13 protein-coding genes, 1 tRNA gene and 1 pseudogene are annotated in these 17,616 nt (G+C 47.1%); 6 read left to right on the top strand and 9 right to left on the bottom strand.

Annotated elements, in window-relative coordinates:
- Positions 1-3: 3 nt before the first annotated feature.
- The 8 genes and pseudogenes from MPB2EB_RS07390 to MPB2EB_RS07355 form a co-directional block, all read right to left on the bottom strand.
- Positions 4-306, bottom strand: coding sequence for a TrbC/VirB2 family protein (locus MPB2EB_RS07390; RefSeq protein ID WP_185181688.1), 303 nt, complete (start codon positions 304-306; stop codon positions 4-6).
- 148 nt (positions 307-454) lie between these two features.
- Positions 455-529 (bottom strand) — tRNA-Val (locus MPB2EB_RS07385).
- 277 nt (positions 530-806) lie between these two features.
- Positions 807-902 (bottom strand): annotated as a pseudogene (locus tag MPB2EB_RS07380) (PsiF family protein); the annotation flags it as partial.
- A gap of 219 nt (positions 903-1,121) precedes the next feature.
- Positions 1,122-1,652, bottom strand: a complete 531-nt coding sequence (locus MPB2EB_RS07375) for a hypothetical protein (protein WP_185181686.1) — start codon at positions 1,650-1,652, stop codon at positions 1,122-1,124.
- A 93-nt stretch (positions 1,653-1,745) separates the two neighbouring features.
- Positions 1,746-4,142 (bottom strand): hypothetical protein, encoded by a 2,397-nt coding sequence (locus tag MPB2EB_RS07370; RefSeq protein WP_185181685.1) that lies wholly within the window; start codon positions 4,140-4,142, stop codon positions 1,746-1,748.
- Between the two features lie 206 nt (positions 4,143-4,348).
- Positions 4,349-6,778 (bottom strand): hypothetical protein, encoded by a 2,430-nt coding sequence (locus MPB2EB_RS07365; protein WP_185181684.1) that lies wholly within the window; start codon positions 6,776-6,778, stop codon positions 4,349-4,351.
- 230 nt (positions 6,779-7,008) lie between these two features.
- Positions 7,009-7,728 carry a DNA polymerase III subunit epsilon gene (dnaQ, locus tag MPB2EB_RS07360; protein ID WP_185181683.1) on the bottom strand — a complete coding sequence of 240 codons (720 nt, stop codon included), beginning with the start codon at positions 7,726-7,728 and terminating at the stop codon, positions 7,009-7,011.
- 72 nt (positions 7,729-7,800) lie between these two features.
- Positions 7,801-9,387, bottom strand: a complete 1,587-nt coding sequence (locus MPB2EB_RS07355; RefSeq protein ID WP_185181682.1) for a transglycosylase SLT domain-containing protein — start codon at positions 9,385-9,387, stop codon at positions 7,801-7,803.
- Between the two features lie 516 nt (positions 9,388-9,903).
- Between MPB2EB_RS07355 and MPB2EB_RS07350 the strand changes: the two genes are divergently transcribed.
- The 5 genes from MPB2EB_RS07350 (at position 9,904) to greA (ending at position 16,303) form a co-directional block, all read left to right on the top strand.
- Complete coding sequence (locus MPB2EB_RS07350; protein WP_185181681.1) at positions 9,904-10,674, top strand: class I SAM-dependent methyltransferase; 771 nt, start codon at positions 9,904-9,906, stop codon at positions 10,672-10,674.
- The gene (gene rnhA, locus MPB2EB_RS07345) at positions 10,674-11,135 is read left to right on the top strand and encodes a ribonuclease HI (RefSeq protein WP_185181680.1); all 462 of its coding nucleotides are present in this window, start codon (positions 10,674-10,676) and stop codon (positions 11,133-11,135) included. The genes MPB2EB_RS07350 and rnhA overlap by 1 nt, the downstream gene beginning before the upstream one ends.
- 208 nt (positions 11,136-11,343) lie before the next feature.
- Positions 11,344-12,495 carry a glutamine-hydrolyzing carbamoyl-phosphate synthase small subunit gene (gene carA / locus MPB2EB_RS07340; protein WP_185181679.1) on the top strand — a complete coding sequence of 384 codons (1,152 nt, stop codon included), beginning with the start codon at positions 11,344-11,346 and terminating at the stop codon, positions 12,493-12,495.
- A gap of 20 nt (positions 12,496-12,515) precedes the next feature.
- The gene (gene carB, locus MPB2EB_RS07335) at positions 12,516-15,791 is read left to right on the top strand and encodes a carbamoyl-phosphate synthase large subunit (RefSeq protein ID WP_185181678.1); all 3,276 of its coding nucleotides are present in this window, start codon (positions 12,516-12,518) and stop codon (positions 15,789-15,791) included.
- A gap of 35 nt (positions 15,792-15,826) precedes the next feature.
- Positions 15,827-16,303 carry a transcription elongation factor GreA gene (gene greA, locus MPB2EB_RS07330; protein WP_185181677.1) on the top strand — a complete coding sequence of 159 codons (477 nt, stop codon included), beginning with the start codon at positions 15,827-15,829 and terminating at the stop codon, positions 16,301-16,303.
- A 36-nt stretch (positions 16,304-16,339) separates the two neighbouring features.
- On the opposite strand, the gene MPB2EB_RS07325 is transcribed toward greA, so the two are convergent.
- Positions 16,340-16,819: a YhbY family RNA-binding protein gene (locus MPB2EB_RS07325; RefSeq protein ID WP_185181676.1), complete on the bottom strand. Its 480-nt coding sequence runs from the start codon at positions 16,817-16,819 to the stop codon at positions 16,340-16,342.
- A 113-nt stretch (positions 16,820-16,932) separates the two neighbouring features.
- Between MPB2EB_RS07325 and MPB2EB_RS07320 the strand changes: the two genes are divergently transcribed.
- Positions 16,933-17,586, top strand: coding sequence for an RlmE family RNA methyltransferase (locus MPB2EB_RS07320; RefSeq protein ID WP_185181675.1), 654 nt, complete (start codon positions 16,933-16,935; stop codon positions 17,584-17,586).
- Positions 17,587-17,616: the final 30 nt, after the last annotated feature.

Genomic DNA, 17,616 nt, shown 5'->3' with positions numbered 1-17,616 from the left:
TGCTTAGGTAAAAAGCATGGTGGTAATTTGGACCGCGGAACCCGCTATGATGATACCGATCACCCAACGTACTGCCGCTTCTTTTTCTAGGAAGCGGCCTGCATAGGCCAGCCCAATAAATAAAAGCAAGATTGTGGCGCAGATGGGGATGATAGAAGTGAGTTCAGTTTGCAGCGTCTGTAGGACTCCTGTGGCTTTCGACAGCCCTTGTGCAAGCGCCGCATTGGCTATGGTTAGGGTCGCTGCGCCCAGCACGCTATTTGCGCTGACACGGTTTAATAAATCGCGATAACGAGAAAGGAGCATAGTGGCCTTTGCAGATAACGTAACACTCTAGAATGAGCCTGGTTTGACTCGTAAAGCGAAGTTAAGTGCCGTAAATGGCCGAATTTTTTGAGAAATGCGCAGGGTTTGAGGGCAGGGCGGACGGCCTATCTCGCTGGCGGGAAGGATTTGGTGGGCGATAGTGGGATCGAACCACTGGCTTCCACCGTGTGAAGGTGGCACTCTACCGCTGAGTTAATCGCCCTAATTGATTATTGCAGATATCGCTACGCATGCACGCGCAGCAGAAACGGCAAGCTTATCAGATAAATAGTATGGAATGCTACCTTTTGTTGTTCTGGGAGAGCCTCGTGCTTTTTTAGTGTGTGCCGAGACAAAAATATAGCTATCTCTAGCTGAGAATAACCTCAGCGAGCTGCTTAATAGCGGTAAATCCAGTTGTATGACTCCCCTTTGGTCTTTTGCAATCTGCGTAGCCGCAGGGGCCGGTGAGTGATGAGCGTTAAATCTTTGGGTGAGGTTTAAGAAGGGTGTGCGCTTAGGCATTCTTTCATATACGCACGTCGCTCCTGGCCTTTCTTATGGTCGGCCTGTTTATTGCACAGCTTCATTTTTTCTTGTTGGGTTTGGTGGTGTGATGATAAACACGGTTAAATTTATTATTGTGCGCAACTAGGTGTTGCATAGATCACTATTTGAAACGGAACTAGGATCTTTAAAAAGCCAAACGATTATCGGATACGGGGTTGTTATGCGTAGGCAAGAGCGATGCGTTCAGCGTTACAGGAGAAGCGCTCGCCTAATCTATTCAAGCGAGCCGCGGTTATTGTCTAAGCTCAGTTTTTTCTTTCATCGTTAAAGACAATAGAGGTGAGTGCATCAATGGCATTTGCTTTATAAACAAAATGAACCTCTCCCCAAGGATAGCGTTGTGTATGACTGAAAGGATCTGCGTTGGTTCTCAAGCGAGGAGGGCGCGTTAAAAGGTTATCAAATTGCCCTTCTAGATCTTGTCTGGTAATAAAAATAGGGTTGGGCACCTCAAGCATCAACAAAGCGATGTGTTTAGATTCATTCGTGCAGCGCTCTCTTACCTCAACGCTAAAGTTGTAAGGGAAATTTTGGTATTGGTAATTAGGATCGCTATAAATATGAGTCCATTGCGATGAGCTCATATTTGAGGCGGATGAGTTTTGTGCGTTGCCGGTTAGCTGAAGTCTAGGCATCAAATTACATAGATCTACACGCTGCAAAGGTCCTGTTGCATATTGATTACATAGTCTTGTAATGAAAGCCAAGAAATGTTCTTGGTCGGCCTGATTGAGGGAGATTCCGGGTATTCCAAAGCGGTAAGAAATAGAAGGCATACAATACTCTAAAGTGAAAAAATGTGGATGTATTTTATTAAATTTAGAAACACCATGCCATTGTATTTAAATGCACTCTTGTCCTGATTTTAATTAGTCATTGAGGGTGAATTCAAAGGGTTCAGATTCATTCACTGTCCAATCATAAACATAACCTGCCTCATCAAAATTTAATTGAATATGATAATCAATACCATGTTGATTGAATTGTAAGTGAGCCATGGTGTTTCCAACTCTGCCATCAGACTCGAGAGTGATATTGCCATAATACAGGCCCGTCTTGATGAGCTCGAATGAAGCGCGTGATGGATCGACTCCATCTTCCTGTGGCGTAGGGAGAAATTCATGCTTGTCAAAAAAGATAATTTTTCCTTTATCTTCCGCTGTTTGCTTGGGCAAGCGAGCGATAATCGATACATTTTGACTCGAAACCGGCTGCCATGCGCGTGCAGTTTTATTCCAAATTTTTGGAGGGAGATCTTTTTGTAGCAGCTCGGCGAGAAGGTTGCTAGGGTTTTGGGAGCCATCTGATTGCGAGGTTTCGTATCCAACTTGCCAGAGTTTTTCATAGGTTAGGCCCGTCGGAAAACCACTAGGTTGATATTGAGCGAATAAATTTCCGAAAGCTTCTTTGGCGATTTGGTCAGCTTGGTCTAATTTATTTGTTTTATCATTTCTCCATTTTTCGTAGATTTGATATTGCTGGTTAAATTTGTAATCCTGATCTATGCTCAGTGCATCCATAATGCTATTTTTTATATCCTCGTCTGCGGCTTGTTCGAGTAACATATATTCTGAGAATAATGAATTGCCTTCATTTAATGCATATTCACTTGAATATTCTTCTTGAGAAAATATTGGTTTTGTTTCGTATTCTGCATGAGCCATTTCATGGACTAATGCAATTAATATTATTTCTGGAGAATTGATGGAGTATTGCCTCCAATCATCATCTGCAATGCAAATTTCTTTTTTATATAGATCGCAAGAAGAACCTGAGCCTGGCTGTAGTTTTATATTCCAACCATCGGCCTCTAATCGGGCATAAGTTTTTTCTATTTCGGGAAAATGTCTCAATAAATGATCTAGCGCATTTACGCCTGCAACATCGACAATTTTTTGATCCTCGATTTTGGCGCTAAGCGCGATGGGAATATCTCCGAAGATTTTTCTATAAATATAAGTATCTTTTTGCGTGAGGCTTTTGCGGAGGTAATGTTGAGGTTGGATGATCTCGGTTAGGAGTGCCTCGGGCCTCATGTCAATATCTGCTGCTATAGTTTGAAGGCCGGTATCATCTTTATCGGTTATAGCTTTTGATAGGGCGGGATGAATGGTATTGTTTAAAGATCGTTCTGGTATCTCGATCTGCAGAATCTCGCCTGATTCCTGAGCACATTTCACGTATAGTTTTAAAACAACGCCTTTATAATTAAAACTGTATTGACTCCAACGATTGTCCCGACCTAGGATGTTTTCCTTTTTACCATGTTTGAGTGCCGCGCTGATTACTTTACAGAATTCACTGACAGGGTCGATGCCTATACTCTTGAGTTTATCTTTTTGCTGATTGGCGATGACATCCGCGGTCTCTGTCCTCAACCATTTAAAATGCTGGTCTGAGTCAAATGTGTAAAGTTTTAGCTCCTGTGGCGATAAGAAGCGCCTCGTTGCATGAAAATATATTTCTACATAATGAATAATGTCTGGGTTTGCAGCAACAAATTCAGGCGAAATTCCAAAATTGTCATATTTTTGGCCGTGCCACTCGGCATATGTCGTGTCGCTGGATCTTTTTAATTGAGCAATTTTTTTTGCCAAATTATGAGTGAGTAATTCAGCTGGATTCGAATAATTGCAGTGATATTGGTCGTATAGTTCTTTAATTTCGGGTGAGTGAAATCGTGCTGCAAATTCTTTTCCTGGATCGTTGTGATTCGTTCGCGTGAGGATGTCATAGCGTATTTCAAATTCATTTTGAAGGCCTTTTGCTTGATGGCGTAGTATGCTGTCAATGTATTCGTCGCGACTTTTAAAGGAAATAGGCTGATTATCACTTTTCTGCCCTACTAAATGAGCAAGTTTAAATAAATAATCATAGGGATCTTTAGAAATAGCCAAAGCTTTTTCAGATAAAGATGCGCTGATTGGCTTGCCTTGAGAGGCTTCTCTCATAGTTTGATCTAAACTCGCCAGCTGCTGATCTAAAAGAGGGCTATGGCGTTTTACGAAATTTAGATCTGCTTTGGGTAAAGTGGCTGGAGCGCTTGATTTTAATGGCCCGCTGATGCGGGTCGAAATGTGTTGAAATGTGCCCTTAATACTCCTTTTGAGAGGGGTCAATTTAGCGGTTAAATTTTCTTTTTGGCGAATAAACAATTGCGTTGGAGAGCGCCCTTGCAGGGGCGACGCATTGTTTTGGGGCGAGCTGCTGGTTTCTTCCCGATTTGAAGCAGAAGGCTGGCGCAGCCATCCTGAGAACTTGTTCATGGCAGATTGATTGAAATGGAAAACGTCAGGGTCCCGTCATGGTGTGACAGAGATTTTCCAATTCAGTGTATAGGCTAGGCCGCTATTTTGGAGAAGGGGCCTGCAGTTAAGTTCAGCGTAGCGAATTTCTAGTCGTCGTAATCGATTTCTGCTGTCGCCAGATCGTTGGTGAGTTAATGAAACCCCATATGAAGACTGCAGATGTATTAAGAATGGCCAGGTTTCGCTGGCGGCATTGAGCCGAAGTTAAGGACTTCAGACTCATTCACTGTCCAATCAGAAACATAGCCTGCCTCATCAAAATTTAATTGAATATGATAATCAATACCATGTTGATTGAATTGTAAGTGAGCTATGGTGTTTTTAGAGTCACCGTCAGACTCGAAAGTGATATTGCCGTGATAAAGGCCTGTTTTGACGAGCTCGAATGAGGCGCGTGAAGGATCGATTTCATCGTCCTGTGGAATCGAAAGAAATGCATTCTTATCAAAAAAGATAATTTTTCCTTTATCTTCCGCTGTTTGCTTGGGCAAGCGAGCGATAATCGATACATTTTGACTCGCAACCGGCTGCCACGCGCGTGCAGTTTTATTCCAAACTCTTGGAGTGGGATTCTTTTGTAGCAGCTCGGCGATAAGGCTGTTTGGGTTTTGGGAACCATCTGGTTGTGATTTTTCGTACCAATTGTTCCAAATTCTCTCATAGGTCACGCCAGTCGGGGAGCCAGCGTATTGATATTGACCGTATAAATTTCCGAAAGCTTCTTTGGCGATTTGGTCAGCCTGGTTTAATTTATTTGTTTTATCATTTTTCCATTTTTCGTAGACTTGATATTGCTCCTCAAAATATTGGCCGCGATGACTTTTCAGTGAGTTAATGATCCGATTTTTTATGCTCGGGTCTTCGATTTGTTCAAGCAGAATATATTCTGAGAATAATGAATTTCCCTCATCTAGTGATTTTTCGCTTAAATTTTCTTCCCGAGAAAATATGGGTTTTATTTTATATTCTGCATGGGCCATTTCATGGGCTAAGGTGGTTAAGAGGGTCTCGGGAGAGTTAAAGTAATGTTGCCTCCAATACTCATCTGCGATACAAATCTCTTTTTTATATTGATCGCAAAAATTAACTGCGCCTGGATACAATGTGATCTTCCAACCTGTATCCTCTAATCTAGCATACGCCTCTTCTATCTTAGGGAAATGTATCAATAAATTATTAAATATATTTCTCCCGTGGAAACCGACAATCTCTTGGTTTTTGATTTGGGCGACAAGCGTGATGGTAATATTTTTCGCTTTATCTATATTGAATTTTTTTCTATAAATATAAGTATCCTTTTGCTCGAGGCTTTTGCGGACGTAATTTCTGGGTTGGGTGACCTCGGTTAGGAGTGCGTGGGGCTCCATGCCCATCTGTGCGGCCAAATGCTGAAAGTCGGTATAGTTTTCACCGGTTATAGCTTTTGATAGGTCGGGATGAATGGTATTGTTTGAAGATTGTTCTGGTATCTCAACATTCAGAATCTCGCCTAATTGACTGCCACATTGCACGTATAGCCTTGAAGCAACGCCTTTATAATTAAAATTGTATTCACTCCAACTATTGTCGCGGCCTGAGATTTCCTTCACTGCGCCAGATTGGAGCGCCACGCTGATTACTTTGCAGAATTCATCGGCATGCTCGATGCCTATACTCTTGAGTTTATCTTTTTGCTGATCGGCTATTGCATCAGCGGTATTTGTCGTCAACCATCTAAAAGATCTGTTTGAGTCGAATGCGTAAAGTTTTAGCTCCTGTGACGGCAAGATGTGATTCGTTATATTGTAATAGTCTTCTACGTAATCTATAACTTTCGGATTTGCAGCAGCAAACTCAGGCGAAATTCCAAAATCGTCATATCCTTGGCCATACTGCTCGGCGTATGTGGTGCCGCCGGTTATTTTTAGCTCACCTATTCTTCTTGCTAACTCATGAGTGGATAATTGGGCTGTAGGCGGAGGATTAAAACTATACAGTTGGTCGTATAGTTTTTTAACCCCAGGTGAGAAAAATTGTGCCGCAAACTTTTTTCCTGGATCGTCCTTATCCGTTCGCGCGAGGATGTCATGGCGTATTTTAAATTCATTTTGAAAGCCCTTTGCTTGACGGCGGAGGCAGCTGTCTATGTATTCGTCTCGACTTTTGATGGAAATAGGATGAGTATCACTGTTTAGTCCTACCAAATGAGCGAGTTGAAATAAATAATAATAGGGCTCTTTAGAAGTATCTAAAGCTTTTTCAGATAGAAAGGCGCTGATTGGCCCGTATTGAGAGGCGCCGCTCATAGTTTGATCTAAACTCGCCAGCTGCTGATCTAAAAGAGGGCTATGGCGTTTTACAAAATTGAGGTCTGCTTTGGGTAAAGTGGCTGGAGTGTTTGATTTTAAGGGTGCGACGATGCGTTGAAATTGACCCCCAACCCTCTTTTTGAGTGTTTTGAGTGGATTCAATTTGGCGTTGGAATTTTCTTTTTGGCGAGTCAATAATTGGATTGAAGAGCGCCCTTGCAAGCGCGACGCAGGGTTCTGAGACGACCCGCTTGCTTCCTGATTCGCAGTAGAGGGCTGGCGCAGCCATCCTGAAAACTTGTTCATGGCAGGTTGATTGAAATGGAAAACGTCAGGGCCCCGTCATGGTGTGACAGAGATTTTCCCATTCAATGTATACGTTAGGTTTCTATTTTGGAGGGGGCCTCTGCAGTTAAGTTTAGCGTAGCGAATGGCTCATTCTTAAATCACTTTTTATGTGTGCGCCGGTAAACCGCAGATGCATAGGCCATTCATATATTTGCTGGTTCTCTATCTAGGAAAGTACGAGATACAACCTAAGCTTGATGCAAGGCTGCGGCACGCCACACGCTTTGGACTTTTGAGGTTGTTTCTAACTCATCCAAGAGCGCTGTATGGACTGAGATTTCATCCGGTGTCGCGCTGAGTACGGGCAATCTAAGTTGATCAAGTGCAATCGAGGTGGACTGATGAGTATCGGTGCAGGACTCGTTAAGCGCATCAAGTAATAAATTTTCCTGGCCACGGGTCATGGCTAGATAGACTAAAGCGAGTAGCTCAGCATCGAGGAGTGCGCCATGTAAGGTCCGGTGCGCGTTATTGATGCTAAAGCGTTCGCATAGCGCATCGAGCGAATTGCGTTTGCCAGGAAAAATTTGCCTTGCTTGAACGAGTGTATCGATCACTTCGGTGCCGCACTGCTGATTAAAGGGGGCCAGGCCAAGTAAGGCTAATTCGGCATCCAGAAATCCGATGTCAAACGGCGCATTATGAATAATAATTTGTGTATCTTTAACAAAATTGCACAGTTCGTCAGCGATTTGGGCGAACTTGGGTTTGTCGCTTAAGAATTCGGTGGTTAGCCCATGCACGGCCAGTGCACCTGGGGCGCTATCACGCTCTGGGTTAATATAAAAATGTAGATGGTTGCCGGTGAGCTGTCGGTTGAAAAGCTCAACACAGCCAATTTCAATAATACGGTCGCCGCCACGGGCGTTAAGGCCGGTGGTTTCAGTATCGACTACAAGTTGGCGCATAGATTTTCTGCTAAGACTAAGAATAGGGTTTGTCTCGCTTCGGTTGGCTGGTTAATGAGCGGACCGAACGACTTAATTTGAGGCTATTTTGCGCGCCGGCAGTGAACGGTTGGCGAGCGCTTTAATTGGCTTGACTTGGGTTTTGTGTTTGATGGTAGGGGTTTGCACTTTGAGCTTAACTGTCCGCGCAGTCAGCTTGTGCGCTGCGGGCAATGGCCGCGCGCGTAACTTAGCTGTAACGATGGTGGCTTTCTTGCTGATGGGCAGATGTAACATCACAATCTGCCCAGGCGTGAGCCTGGCCCGCTTGGTATGGTTCCACGCTTGAACTTGCGTAACCGAGACCCGATAACGTTTGGCGAAGGCGGCCATGGTTTCATGTCGGCGCACGCGAATTAACATTTTGCGCGTGTCAGGTCCGTCGGGCTCAAGCGCGAAGACGGCATTTTCAGCGATATGGGCGCTGATATCTTCGTCTTCGTCTTCAGCTTTGGGGATCAGGACCGTAGAGCCTGGCTTGAGGCGCATTCCGGCTGGAATTTGATTGACCGCGACTAAAGTGGCGGGATCGACGCCGATTTTTGTCGCGAGCGCTGCAGTGCGCTCGCGTTTGGTGACGGTATAGGTCGTCCAGCTCGAAAGCAGGCCCTGATAGGTCTTGAGACCTTGTTCGAACATTTGTGCGTTTTCAAACGGCAGTAGAATCTGGGGTTGCGTGGCGCCTAAAATAACGGGTTTTGAGAACGACGGATTGAGTGCGCGAAAGGCATCTACCGATAAACCGGCAAGCCGCGCCGCTACGGCAACATCAATATCGCGCGTGGTTGTGACCGTAACAAAGTACGGGTGATCTGGAATCGATGGGAGCGTCAGGCCATATTTTTCGGGGTGCGCGATAATATCTTTTACCGCTTGTAATTTAGGCACATAGTTGCGGGTTTCGGTGGGTATTTTTAGGCTCAGATAATCCGTTGGCCGACCCGCTTTCCGATTGCGTGCAATGGCGCGCAAGACATTGCCTTCCCCCCAATTATAGGCAGCCAGAGCAAGGCGCCAATCGCCGAACATATCATGTAGTTTGGTCAAATAGTCCAGGGCGGCATTGGTTGAAGCCAGTACATCTCGGCGTTCGTCTAGAAAGATATTTTGTTTCAGATTGTAACTGCGCCCTGTGCCTGGAATAAATTGCCACATGCCGGCGGCTTGCGCAATGGATAAAGCTTGTGGATTATAGGCAGACTCAATGAAAGGCAACAGCGCCAGCTCGGTTGGCATATTGCGTGCTTCGAGCGCTTCCACAATATGATAGAGATAGAGCTTAGAGCGCTCAGTCATACGCTGCACATATTCAGGGCGAGCGAGGTACCACGAGAGTTGAGCTTGAGCTAAATTAGTTCTCAGCTCTGGAATTTGAAAGCCGCGCCGGATCCGGTTCCATAGATCGGCCTCTTTGCCGCTATGGGCATCCACCGAATCATGATCGAGATCAATGGTTTGATCGACGTCGGCGGTTTTAAAACGAGCTGTGAGAGAAGAGAGAAAAGAAGGACGCGCATCTGCAGGAGACAAAGTGCTGTCAATATTAGCTGGCGGCGTACTGGCGCAAGAGGCTAATAATACGGCCGATACGGCGCATAGCACACTAAAGATAAATCGCATTAGGGCAGAAATTCCAGGTAAAACCGTGAAAAGTCTTAGCATAGCAGGGAAGTTACACTCGTTTTTCAACTGAGTTTTAACTAAAGTGATCTTTTTATTCCCGCCGTGCGATAAAGGGCGCGAGCTGGTCGCCTTGAGGTGCGCCAGTGCAAAACGGATACTTGCTATGATGATTCCTGTCTGCGGTGGACGCGCATAGTGCTGGGGCGCGTGGCAAATGATCTTGCCTCAATTTAGCGTACCGAGAGCGTTTTATCGGTAGCTACAGAATACACACAAAGAGATGGCATAGCCTCTTCTAACTTACATTCATTTTATGAAGCAAAAAAAATCTCAATTATGCTAGGCCCGAACATGGTATTTTTCATGGTATTTATCGCCATGTATCAATCTGAACCCGCGTGATTACTGGCGTTGCGCCACCTGGGGCGACTACACATGCCGCTGGGTTATCTGAGACGCGTCCAAGAGTACGTATTCAAGTTATTTGCAAGCAGAAAATTTCATTGGAATACCATGCCTAATCAATCCATTATAGACTGGTCCGCTTGGGCTGCTTCGGCTCCTGGGCGCTATGTATTGGCCTGGGAGCAGGCGCAACTCGATCGCTTAGTGAGCGATATTTTCGGTTATTATGCGCTGCAGCTTGGCTTGCCTCAACTGGATGCCTTGCGTGAAAACCGGATGCCGTCCCGCGCCGTGGTGCTGAATGCGGAGCTGGATTTAAATCTGGCCGCCGAGTTTGCCGAATATAACTGCGTTTGGTGTGAGCTGCCTGAGTTACCTTTTGCATCCCAAAGCATCGACTTGTTGATTTTGCCGCATACGCTTGAATTGACGTGCGACCCGCATCGGCTATTGCGAGAAGCTGAACGCGTTTTATTGCCTGAAGGGCAATTAGTGATTCTTGGCTTTAATACAATGAGTTTATGGGGTGCGCGGCAAGCGCTTGGGCGCTTAATGCGGCGCTCTTTTGTGCCTGCTGAGCGTAAATTGATTGCGTTTTCGCGGCTTAAAGATTGGCTTAAATTGCTTGGATTTGAATTAAATCGTGGGCGTTTTGGCTGCTATCAACCGCCATTTGGTAGCGAGCAGTGGCTGACGCGATTCACGTGCATAGAGCAAGCGGGGGATCGCTGGTGGCCGGTTCTAGGCGCGGTGTATATGATTACGGCGATTAAGCGCGTGCGCGGCATGCGTTTAATCGGAGCTGCGCCGCGCACTTCTCCCGCCCTCGCGCCGGCTCTGCCGCCGGTCGCTACTTCGCAAACCCAACGGCGCAAATAATGAGTTCAGAAATTATCGAAATTTACACAGATGGAGCGTGCAAGGGTAACCCGGGCCCGGGCGGCTGGGGGGCGCTATTGCGCTATCGTATGCAAGAAAAGGAGTTGTCAGGGGGGGAGGCGGCCACCACCAATAACCGCATGGAGTTGATGGCCGTGATTGCGGCGCTTGAAGCACTCAAACGCAGTGCCAAAATTGCGATTTACACAGATTCAAAGTATGTGCAATTAGGCATTAGTCAGTGGATGCTGGGTTGGAAGCAAAAAAACTGGATGACCTCAGCGAAAAAGCCGGTGAAAAATATCGACTTGTGGCAGCGCTTAGATAAACTGGCGAATCAGCATGAAATTCAATGGTGTTGGGTCAAGGGCCATGCGGGTCATCCGGAGAATGAGCGCGCAGATGCGTTGGCGAATCAGGGGCTGGTTGCGGCGCAGAGAAATCAAAAAAATCATGGCTAAGCAAATAGAGTTAAAGTTTTTTCCGAAAGAATTGATAAAAATCAAAGCGCTTTCAAGTTATAATCAAAAGGTTTGTCTTAATTAAATTCACATTAGCGCTTACCTTTACTCTTCCATGCCGGTCCCGCGTAGCGCGCGCATAGACGAATCATAGTTACGGGTGGCAGGTTGAAACAGTAGGTAGGCGTGCTGTCTTTAGGAGTTAGCCGTGTTGCCGTCTTTCCAACCCGCGTTGCTTGCGCTTGCTGACGGCACGATTTTTCGTGGCGTTTCGATTGGCGCTGTTGGCCATACAGTGGGCGAGGTGGTGTTTAATACCGCGATGACGGGCTATCAGGAAATTCTGACGGACCCGAGTTACGCGCACCAACTGTTGACCTTTACTTATCCTCATATTGGCAATACGGGCGTGAATCAAGAAGATGTTGATGCGGCGAAGGTGCAGGCCGCTGGCTTGATTATTCGCGATCTTCCTGTATTGCATTCTAATTTCCGTCAACAGCAATCGCTTTCTGATTATTTGCGCGAACAACGCGTGATGGCGATTGCGGGCATTGATACGCGGCGTTTGACTCGAATTTTGCGCGAACGCGGTGCGCAAAGTGGTTGCATTCTGACGGGTACGGATGCTGAGCAAGCGCTTGCGCTGGCAAGAGCGTTTACGGGGTTGGCCGGCAAGGATTTGGCCCAAGTTGTGTCGACCCCGAAACCCTATGAGTGGACGCAAACCGAATGGCAGCTTGGTGCAGGTTATGGCGTGTTGACACAGCCACGTTACCACGTTGTGGCCTTTGACTACGGGATTAAATTTAATATTTTACGTATGTTAGCGCAGCGTGGCTGTCGCATTACTGTGCTGCCGGCGCAGGCGAGCGCGAGCGATGCGCTGGCGCTCAAACCCGATGGGATTTTCTTGTCAAATGGTCCAGGTGATCCACAGCCGTGCGATTATGCAATCCGCGCGGTACGTGAATTGCTCAAGCATAAATTGCCCACTTTCGGGATTTGCCTGGGGCATCAGATTATGGCGCTTGCGCTTGGAGCGCAAACTGTGAAAATGAAGACGGGGCATCATGGCGCCAATCATCCGGTCAAAGATCTGGATGATGGTCGTGTGGTGATCACCTCGCAAAATCATGGTTTTGCCGTGGATGCGCAGACTTTGCCTGCGCATGCTCGGATTACGCATGTTTCGCTATTTGACGGTACATTGCAAGGTTTTGCATTAACCGACGCGCCAGCATTTTGTTTTCAAGGTCACCCAGAAGCATCGCCGGGGCCACATGATCTGGCCTACCTATTCGATCGCTTTATCACCCTGATGGCAGATGAGCGTGTCGGCAGCCAGATTGTCGTATAAAAAGCTATTTAGAGAACTTTATGCCTAAGCGCACAGATATTAACAAGATTCTGATTATTGGGGCGGGCCCGATTATCATCGGCCAAGCATGTGAGTTTGACTACTCCGGCGCGCAGGCGTGCAAGGCGCTGCGGGACGAAGGTTATACGGTCATTTTAGTGAATAGTAATCCGGCCACGATTATGACGGACCCAGAAATGGCGGACGTAACCTATATTGAGCCAATTACTTGGGAAGTGCTTGAGCGGATTATCGTCAAAGAGCGTCCTGACGCTATCTTGCCAACCATGGGGGGGCAGACGGCGCTGAATTGCGCGCTTGATTTACATCGGCATGGCGTACTTGCCCAATACAACGTAGAGTTGATCGGCGCTTCACCCGCAGCCATAGATAAGGCAGAAGATCGGCAAAAATTTAAACAAGCCATGACCAAAATTGGTCTGGCTTCAGCCAAATCAGGCATTGCACACTCGCTTGAAGAAGCGCTAAAAGTACAGGCTGAGATCGCATTGCAAACCGGTGGAGTGGGTTATCCCGTGATTATCCGGCCTTCTTTTACGATGGGCGGCTCCGGTGGCGGCATTGCTTATAACCGTGAAGAGTTTGAAGAAATTTGTAAGCGTGGCCTCGATCTCTCGCCGAGTCATGAGTTATTGATTGAAGAGTCGCTCTTAGGCTGGAAAGAGTTTGAGATGGAAGTGGTGCGCGACCGGCGGGATAATTGCATCATTGTGTGCTCAATTGAAAACCTCGATCCAATGGGGATTCATACCGGAGATTCGATTACCGTAGCGCCGGCGCAAACCCTCACGGATAAAGAGTATCAGATTCTGCGCAACGCCTCGTTGGCAGTATTGCGCGAGATTGGCGTAGATACGGGGGGCTCGAATGTGCAGTTTGCGATTAATCCGGTCAATGGCCGCATGGTCGTCATAGAGATGAACCCACGCGTATCGCGTTCATCGGCGTTAGCCTCAAAGGCGACGGGTTTTCCAATTGCGAAGATTGCCGCCAAGCTTGCTGTAGGGTATACCCTCGATGAATTAAAAAACGAGATCACCAGCGATGGAGCGAGTCACGGTACGCCGGCTTCGTTTGAGCCTACGATTGACTATGTCGTGACCAAGATTCCGCGGTTTGCTTTTGAGAAATTCCCCGAAGCTGATCCGCATTTGACGACCCAAATGAAATCGGTTGGCGAGGTTATGGCAATTGGCCGCACTTTCCAGGAGTCTTTTCAGAAAGCGTTGCGCGGGCTTGAAGTGGGGGTGGATGGATTGGATGAAAAAACCACTGATCAAGACGAGATTGGCAAAGAAATGAGCAAGCCTGGAGCGGAGCGTATTTGGTATGTGGCGGATGCGTTTCGCAGTGGTTTAAGTTTGTTAGAAATTCATCAAGAAACGTATATCGACCCTTGGTTTTTAGCGCAGATTGAGCAAATTGTGCTTAAAGAGCAAGCATTAAAAATACGCTCATTAGAAAGTTTGTCAGTCGATGAGCTGCGTGAATTAAAGCGCAGCGGGTTTTCTGATCGACGCTTGGCTAAGCTGCTGGGGGTAGACCCTACCGCAGTGCGCGAGCGCCGTTGGGCGCTTGATGTGCGCCCAGTGTATAAACGTGTGGACACGTGCGCGGCTGAATTCGCCACAAACACCGCTTATTTGTATTCAACCTATGAAGAAGAATGCGAGGCTCAGCCGACCCAGCGCAAAAAAATTATTGTATTAGGCGGTGGTCCGAATCGGATTGGGCAAGGGATTGAGTTTGATTATTGCTGCGTGCATGCGGCGCTTGCGCTGCGTGAAGATGGCTATGAGACGATCATGGTCAATTGTAATCCAGAAACGGTATCAACCGATTATGATACTTCCGACCGGCTCTATTTTGAGCCTCTTACGTTAGAAGATGTGCTAGAAATTGTTGCTAAAGAGCAGCCCTTGGGCGTGATTGTGCAATACGGCGGACAGACTCCGCTCAAATTGGCGCTTGATCTTGAGGCGAATGGTGTACCTATCGTTGGCACGGTGCCAGACATGATCGATATGGCCGAGGACCGCGAGCGCTTTCAGCAGTTATTAGCGCAGCTTGGCTTACGCCAGCCGCCTAATCGTACGGCCCGTACAGAAGAAAAAGCGCTGGCGCTGGCGGCGGAAATTGGTTATCCGTTGGTGGTGCGGCCTTCTTATGTATTAGGGGGCCGAGCGATGGAAATCGTACATGAACCGCACGAGCTTGAGCGGTATATGCGGGAGGCGGTTAAAGTTTCCAACGACTCGCCGGTTTTGCTTGACCGTTTTCTGAATGACGCTATCGAATGTGATGTGGATTGCATTTCAGATGGGCAACGGGTTTTCATTGGCGGGGTGATGGAGCATATTGAGCAAGCGGGTGTGCATTCCGGCGACTCGGCATGTTCGTTGCCGCCTTATTCGCTCTCGGCGGCTACTATTGCCGAGCTTAAGCGGCAAACTGCGGCCATGGCGCGGGCTTTAAAAGTGGTTGGCCTGATGAATGTTCAGTTTGCGATTCAGCGCCAAGTTAAGGGCGCGGGCCAAGCGGCAGAGGTTGAAGATATTGTTTTTGTGCTTGAGGTTAATCCTCGTGCTTCCCGCACCGTTCCATATATTTCTAAGGCAACCGGCATGCAACTTGCCAAAATTGCAGCGCGTTGCATGGTTGGACAAAGTCTTGATGCGCAGGGTATCGGCAACGAGGTAGAGCCGCCTTGGTTCAGTGTTAAAGAAGCCGTATTCCCATTCGCTAAATTTCCCAGTGTTGACCCTGTGCTGGGCCCTGAAATGCGTTCAACCGGCGAGGTCATGGGCGTTGGCCGCACTTTTGGCGAAGCATTATTTAAATCGCAGCTTGCAGCCGGTTCGCGCTTGCCCGTTTCTGGCACAGTTTTGATGACCGTAAAAGACAGCGATAAACCCACTGCGGTTGAGCTTGCGCGCTTACTGCATGAATTGGGCTATCTGCTGGTGGCGACTAAAGGGACTGCCATGGCGATCAGCGCGGCTGGCGTGCCGGTTAAGGTGGTCAATAAAGTGAAAGATGGTCGTCCGCATATTGTGGACATGCTTAAAAATGGCGAGATTGCGTTGGTTTTTACAACGGTTGATGAAACGCGGGCGGCGATTGCGGATTCTCGTTCAATTCGGACCAGTGCTCTGGCGAATAAAGTCACGTATTACACAACCATGTCAGGCGCGTGTGCCGCGGTTGAGGGACTGCGTTATCTGAGAAATCTTGAGGTATATGATATACAAGGGTTACACGCTAGTCTAAACTAGGGTTCTAAATTATTTAAGTACAGTACGTTTTTGCTATGACTTCCACTCCCTTAACTATACGCGGCGCGAGCCTACTAAAAGATGAGCTGCACCGGCTGAAAACCGTTGAGCGGCCAGCGGTGATTCATGCAATCTCAGAGGCCCGCGCGCAAGGCGATCTTTCAGAAAACGCCGAATATGAAGCGGCAAAAGAGAAACAATCTTTTATCGAAGGCCGAATCTTAGAGTTAGAAGCGAAATTATCTACTGCGCAAATTATTGATCCGACGTTGGTTGATGCGGATGGTCGCGCAGTATTTGGCGCGACAGTTGACCTTGAGGATTTGGCGTCCGGCGAGAGAGTGACCTACCAGATCGTTGGCGATGATGAGGCCAACCTCGACCAGGGCCTGATTTCAATTAGCTCGCCCGTAGCGCGTGCGCTGATTGGCAAATATGAAAGCGATGTTGCAATGGTGCATGCGCCAAGCGGTGTACGCGAATATGAAATTATCGCGGTTCGTTATATTTAATCCCCTTAGCAGGGGGATTCGACTCTAGCGGGCGGACTATTTGTTAGACTGATGTTGACGTTTCGTGCTGGTTTGCCGTTTTTTTGCCTTTTTGATTAAGCCACCTGTGGTGACGCGTTCGTTTCCTCGCACTAGGATATCTTTGGATTGTGGGCGTCGGCTTGGATTTGCACTTGGCTTGATAATGGTGACCAGGCGTGGAGTGGCTCCTTTGGGCGTTTTTTCCATTTTAGGTTGCGGGGCGGGTGCGCGCCAAATGAGTAATAATTTGCCAATATGTTGAATGGGCGCTGCGTTAAGTTGTGCGCAAATATCTTGATAGATTGCAATCCGTGTGTCACGATCATCGCCTAGTACACGAATTTTGATCAATTCATGGGCACTCAGGTTTTTTTCAATTTCCGCCAAAACGGCTTCGGTTAAGCCATCGGCGCCAATCATAACAACTGGCTTGAGGGCATGGGCTTGTGTGCGTAAAGTCGCCCGTTTAGCGGGCGTAAGAGATAAAGCAGGCATGATTTAAAATGGTCTTTGGTAGGCAGACGTTAGGTGAAAATTCAGCTACCGTAAATATAAACCCGTATTATCCGCTAAAATGTTAGCAAAAATATAGATATAATTTTTATTAGATGGCGAAAAATCGGTTTAACCACTCTTGGTTGCATGACCATATCAATGATCCTTATGTAAAACTGGCTCAACGTGAAGGGTATCGGGCGCGTGCGGCTTTCAAATTGAAAGAAATTGATGAGCAAGATAAACTGATTCGCCCAGGCCAAGTGATTGTTGACTTAGGGGCGGCGCCTGGCAGCTGGAGTCAATATGTTCGTCAAAAACTTGCACAAAATTCACGCTCTGAGATAAATAATCTCCCAGGCATGATCATTGCGCTTGATATACTACCTATGGAGCCTATTGCGGATGTCCATTTTATTCAAGGCGATTTTCGTGAGGAAGCTGTGTTGGCACAGTTAAATGCAGTGACGGGAGCGCGTAAAGTAGATCTGGTGCTTTCAGATATGGCGCCCAATTTATCTGGGGTTGCGGTCGCTGATGCAGCGCGCATTCAAGATATCTGCGAGTTAGCGTTAGAATTTGCGCAGCAGAGTTTGCACAAAGAGGGGGCATTGCTTGTTAAATGTTTTCATGGCAGTGGCTATAGCCAAATTATTGAGCAGTTTAAGCGGCGCTTCAAAACGGTCGCAGTGCGCAAGCCTAAAGCTTCGCGCGATAAATCTGCCGAGATTTTTATTTTAGGAAAATGCTTAAAAAGCGCGCACTAAATTGTAAATCATTGCAACAATGTTCATGAG

The sequence above is a fragment of the Mycoavidus sp. B2-EB genome, assembly GCF_014218255.1.
In the GTDB taxonomy this organism is placed as follows: Bacteria; Pseudomonadota; Gammaproteobacteria; order Burkholderiales; family Burkholderiaceae; genus Mycoavidus.
This window is presented reverse-complemented; position numbering and strand designations above follow the sequence as displayed.

Coding starts and splice junctions, on each gene's coding strand:
- MPB2EB_RS07390 (WP_185181688.1), bottom strand. CDS start 306: ATGCTCCTTTCTCGTTATCGCGATTTATTAAACCGTGTCAGCGCAAAT.
- MPB2EB_RS07375 (WP_185181686.1), bottom strand. CDS start 1,652: ATGCCTTCTATTTCTTACCGCTTTGGAATACCCGGAATCTCCCTCAAT.
- MPB2EB_RS07370 (WP_185181685.1), bottom strand. CDS start 4,142: ATGAACAAGTTCTCAGGATGGCTGCGCCAGCCTTCTGCTTCAAATCGG.
- MPB2EB_RS07365 (WP_185181684.1), bottom strand. CDS start 6,778: ATGAACAAGTTTTCAGGATGGCTGCGCCAGCCCTCTACTGCGAATCAG.
- dnaQ (WP_185181683.1), bottom strand. CDS start 7,728: ATGCGCCAACTTGTAGTCGATACTGAAACCACCGGCCTTAACGCCCGT.
- MPB2EB_RS07355 (WP_185181682.1), bottom strand. CDS start 9,387: ATGCGATTTATCTTTAGTGTGCTATGCGCCGTATCGGCCGTATTATTA.
- MPB2EB_RS07350 (WP_185181681.1), top strand. CDS start 9,904: ATGCCTAATCAATCCATTATAGACTGGTCCGCTTGGGCTGCTTCGGCT.
- rnhA (WP_185181680.1), top strand. CDS start 10,674: ATGAGTTCAGAAATTATCGAAATTTACACAGATGGAGCGTGCAAGGGT.
- carB (WP_185181678.1), top strand. CDS start 12,516: ATGCCTAAGCGCACAGATATTAACAAGATTCTGATTATTGGGGCGGGC.
- greA (WP_185181677.1), top strand. CDS start 15,827: ATGACTTCCACTCCCTTAACTATACGCGGCGCGAGCCTACTAAAAGAT.
- MPB2EB_RS07325 (WP_185181676.1), bottom strand. CDS start 16,819: ATGCCTGCTTTATCTCTTACGCCCGCTAAACGGGCGACTTTACGCACA.
- MPB2EB_RS07320 (WP_185181675.1), top strand. CDS start 16,933: ATGGCGAAAAATCGGTTTAACCACTCTTGGTTGCATGACCATATCAAT.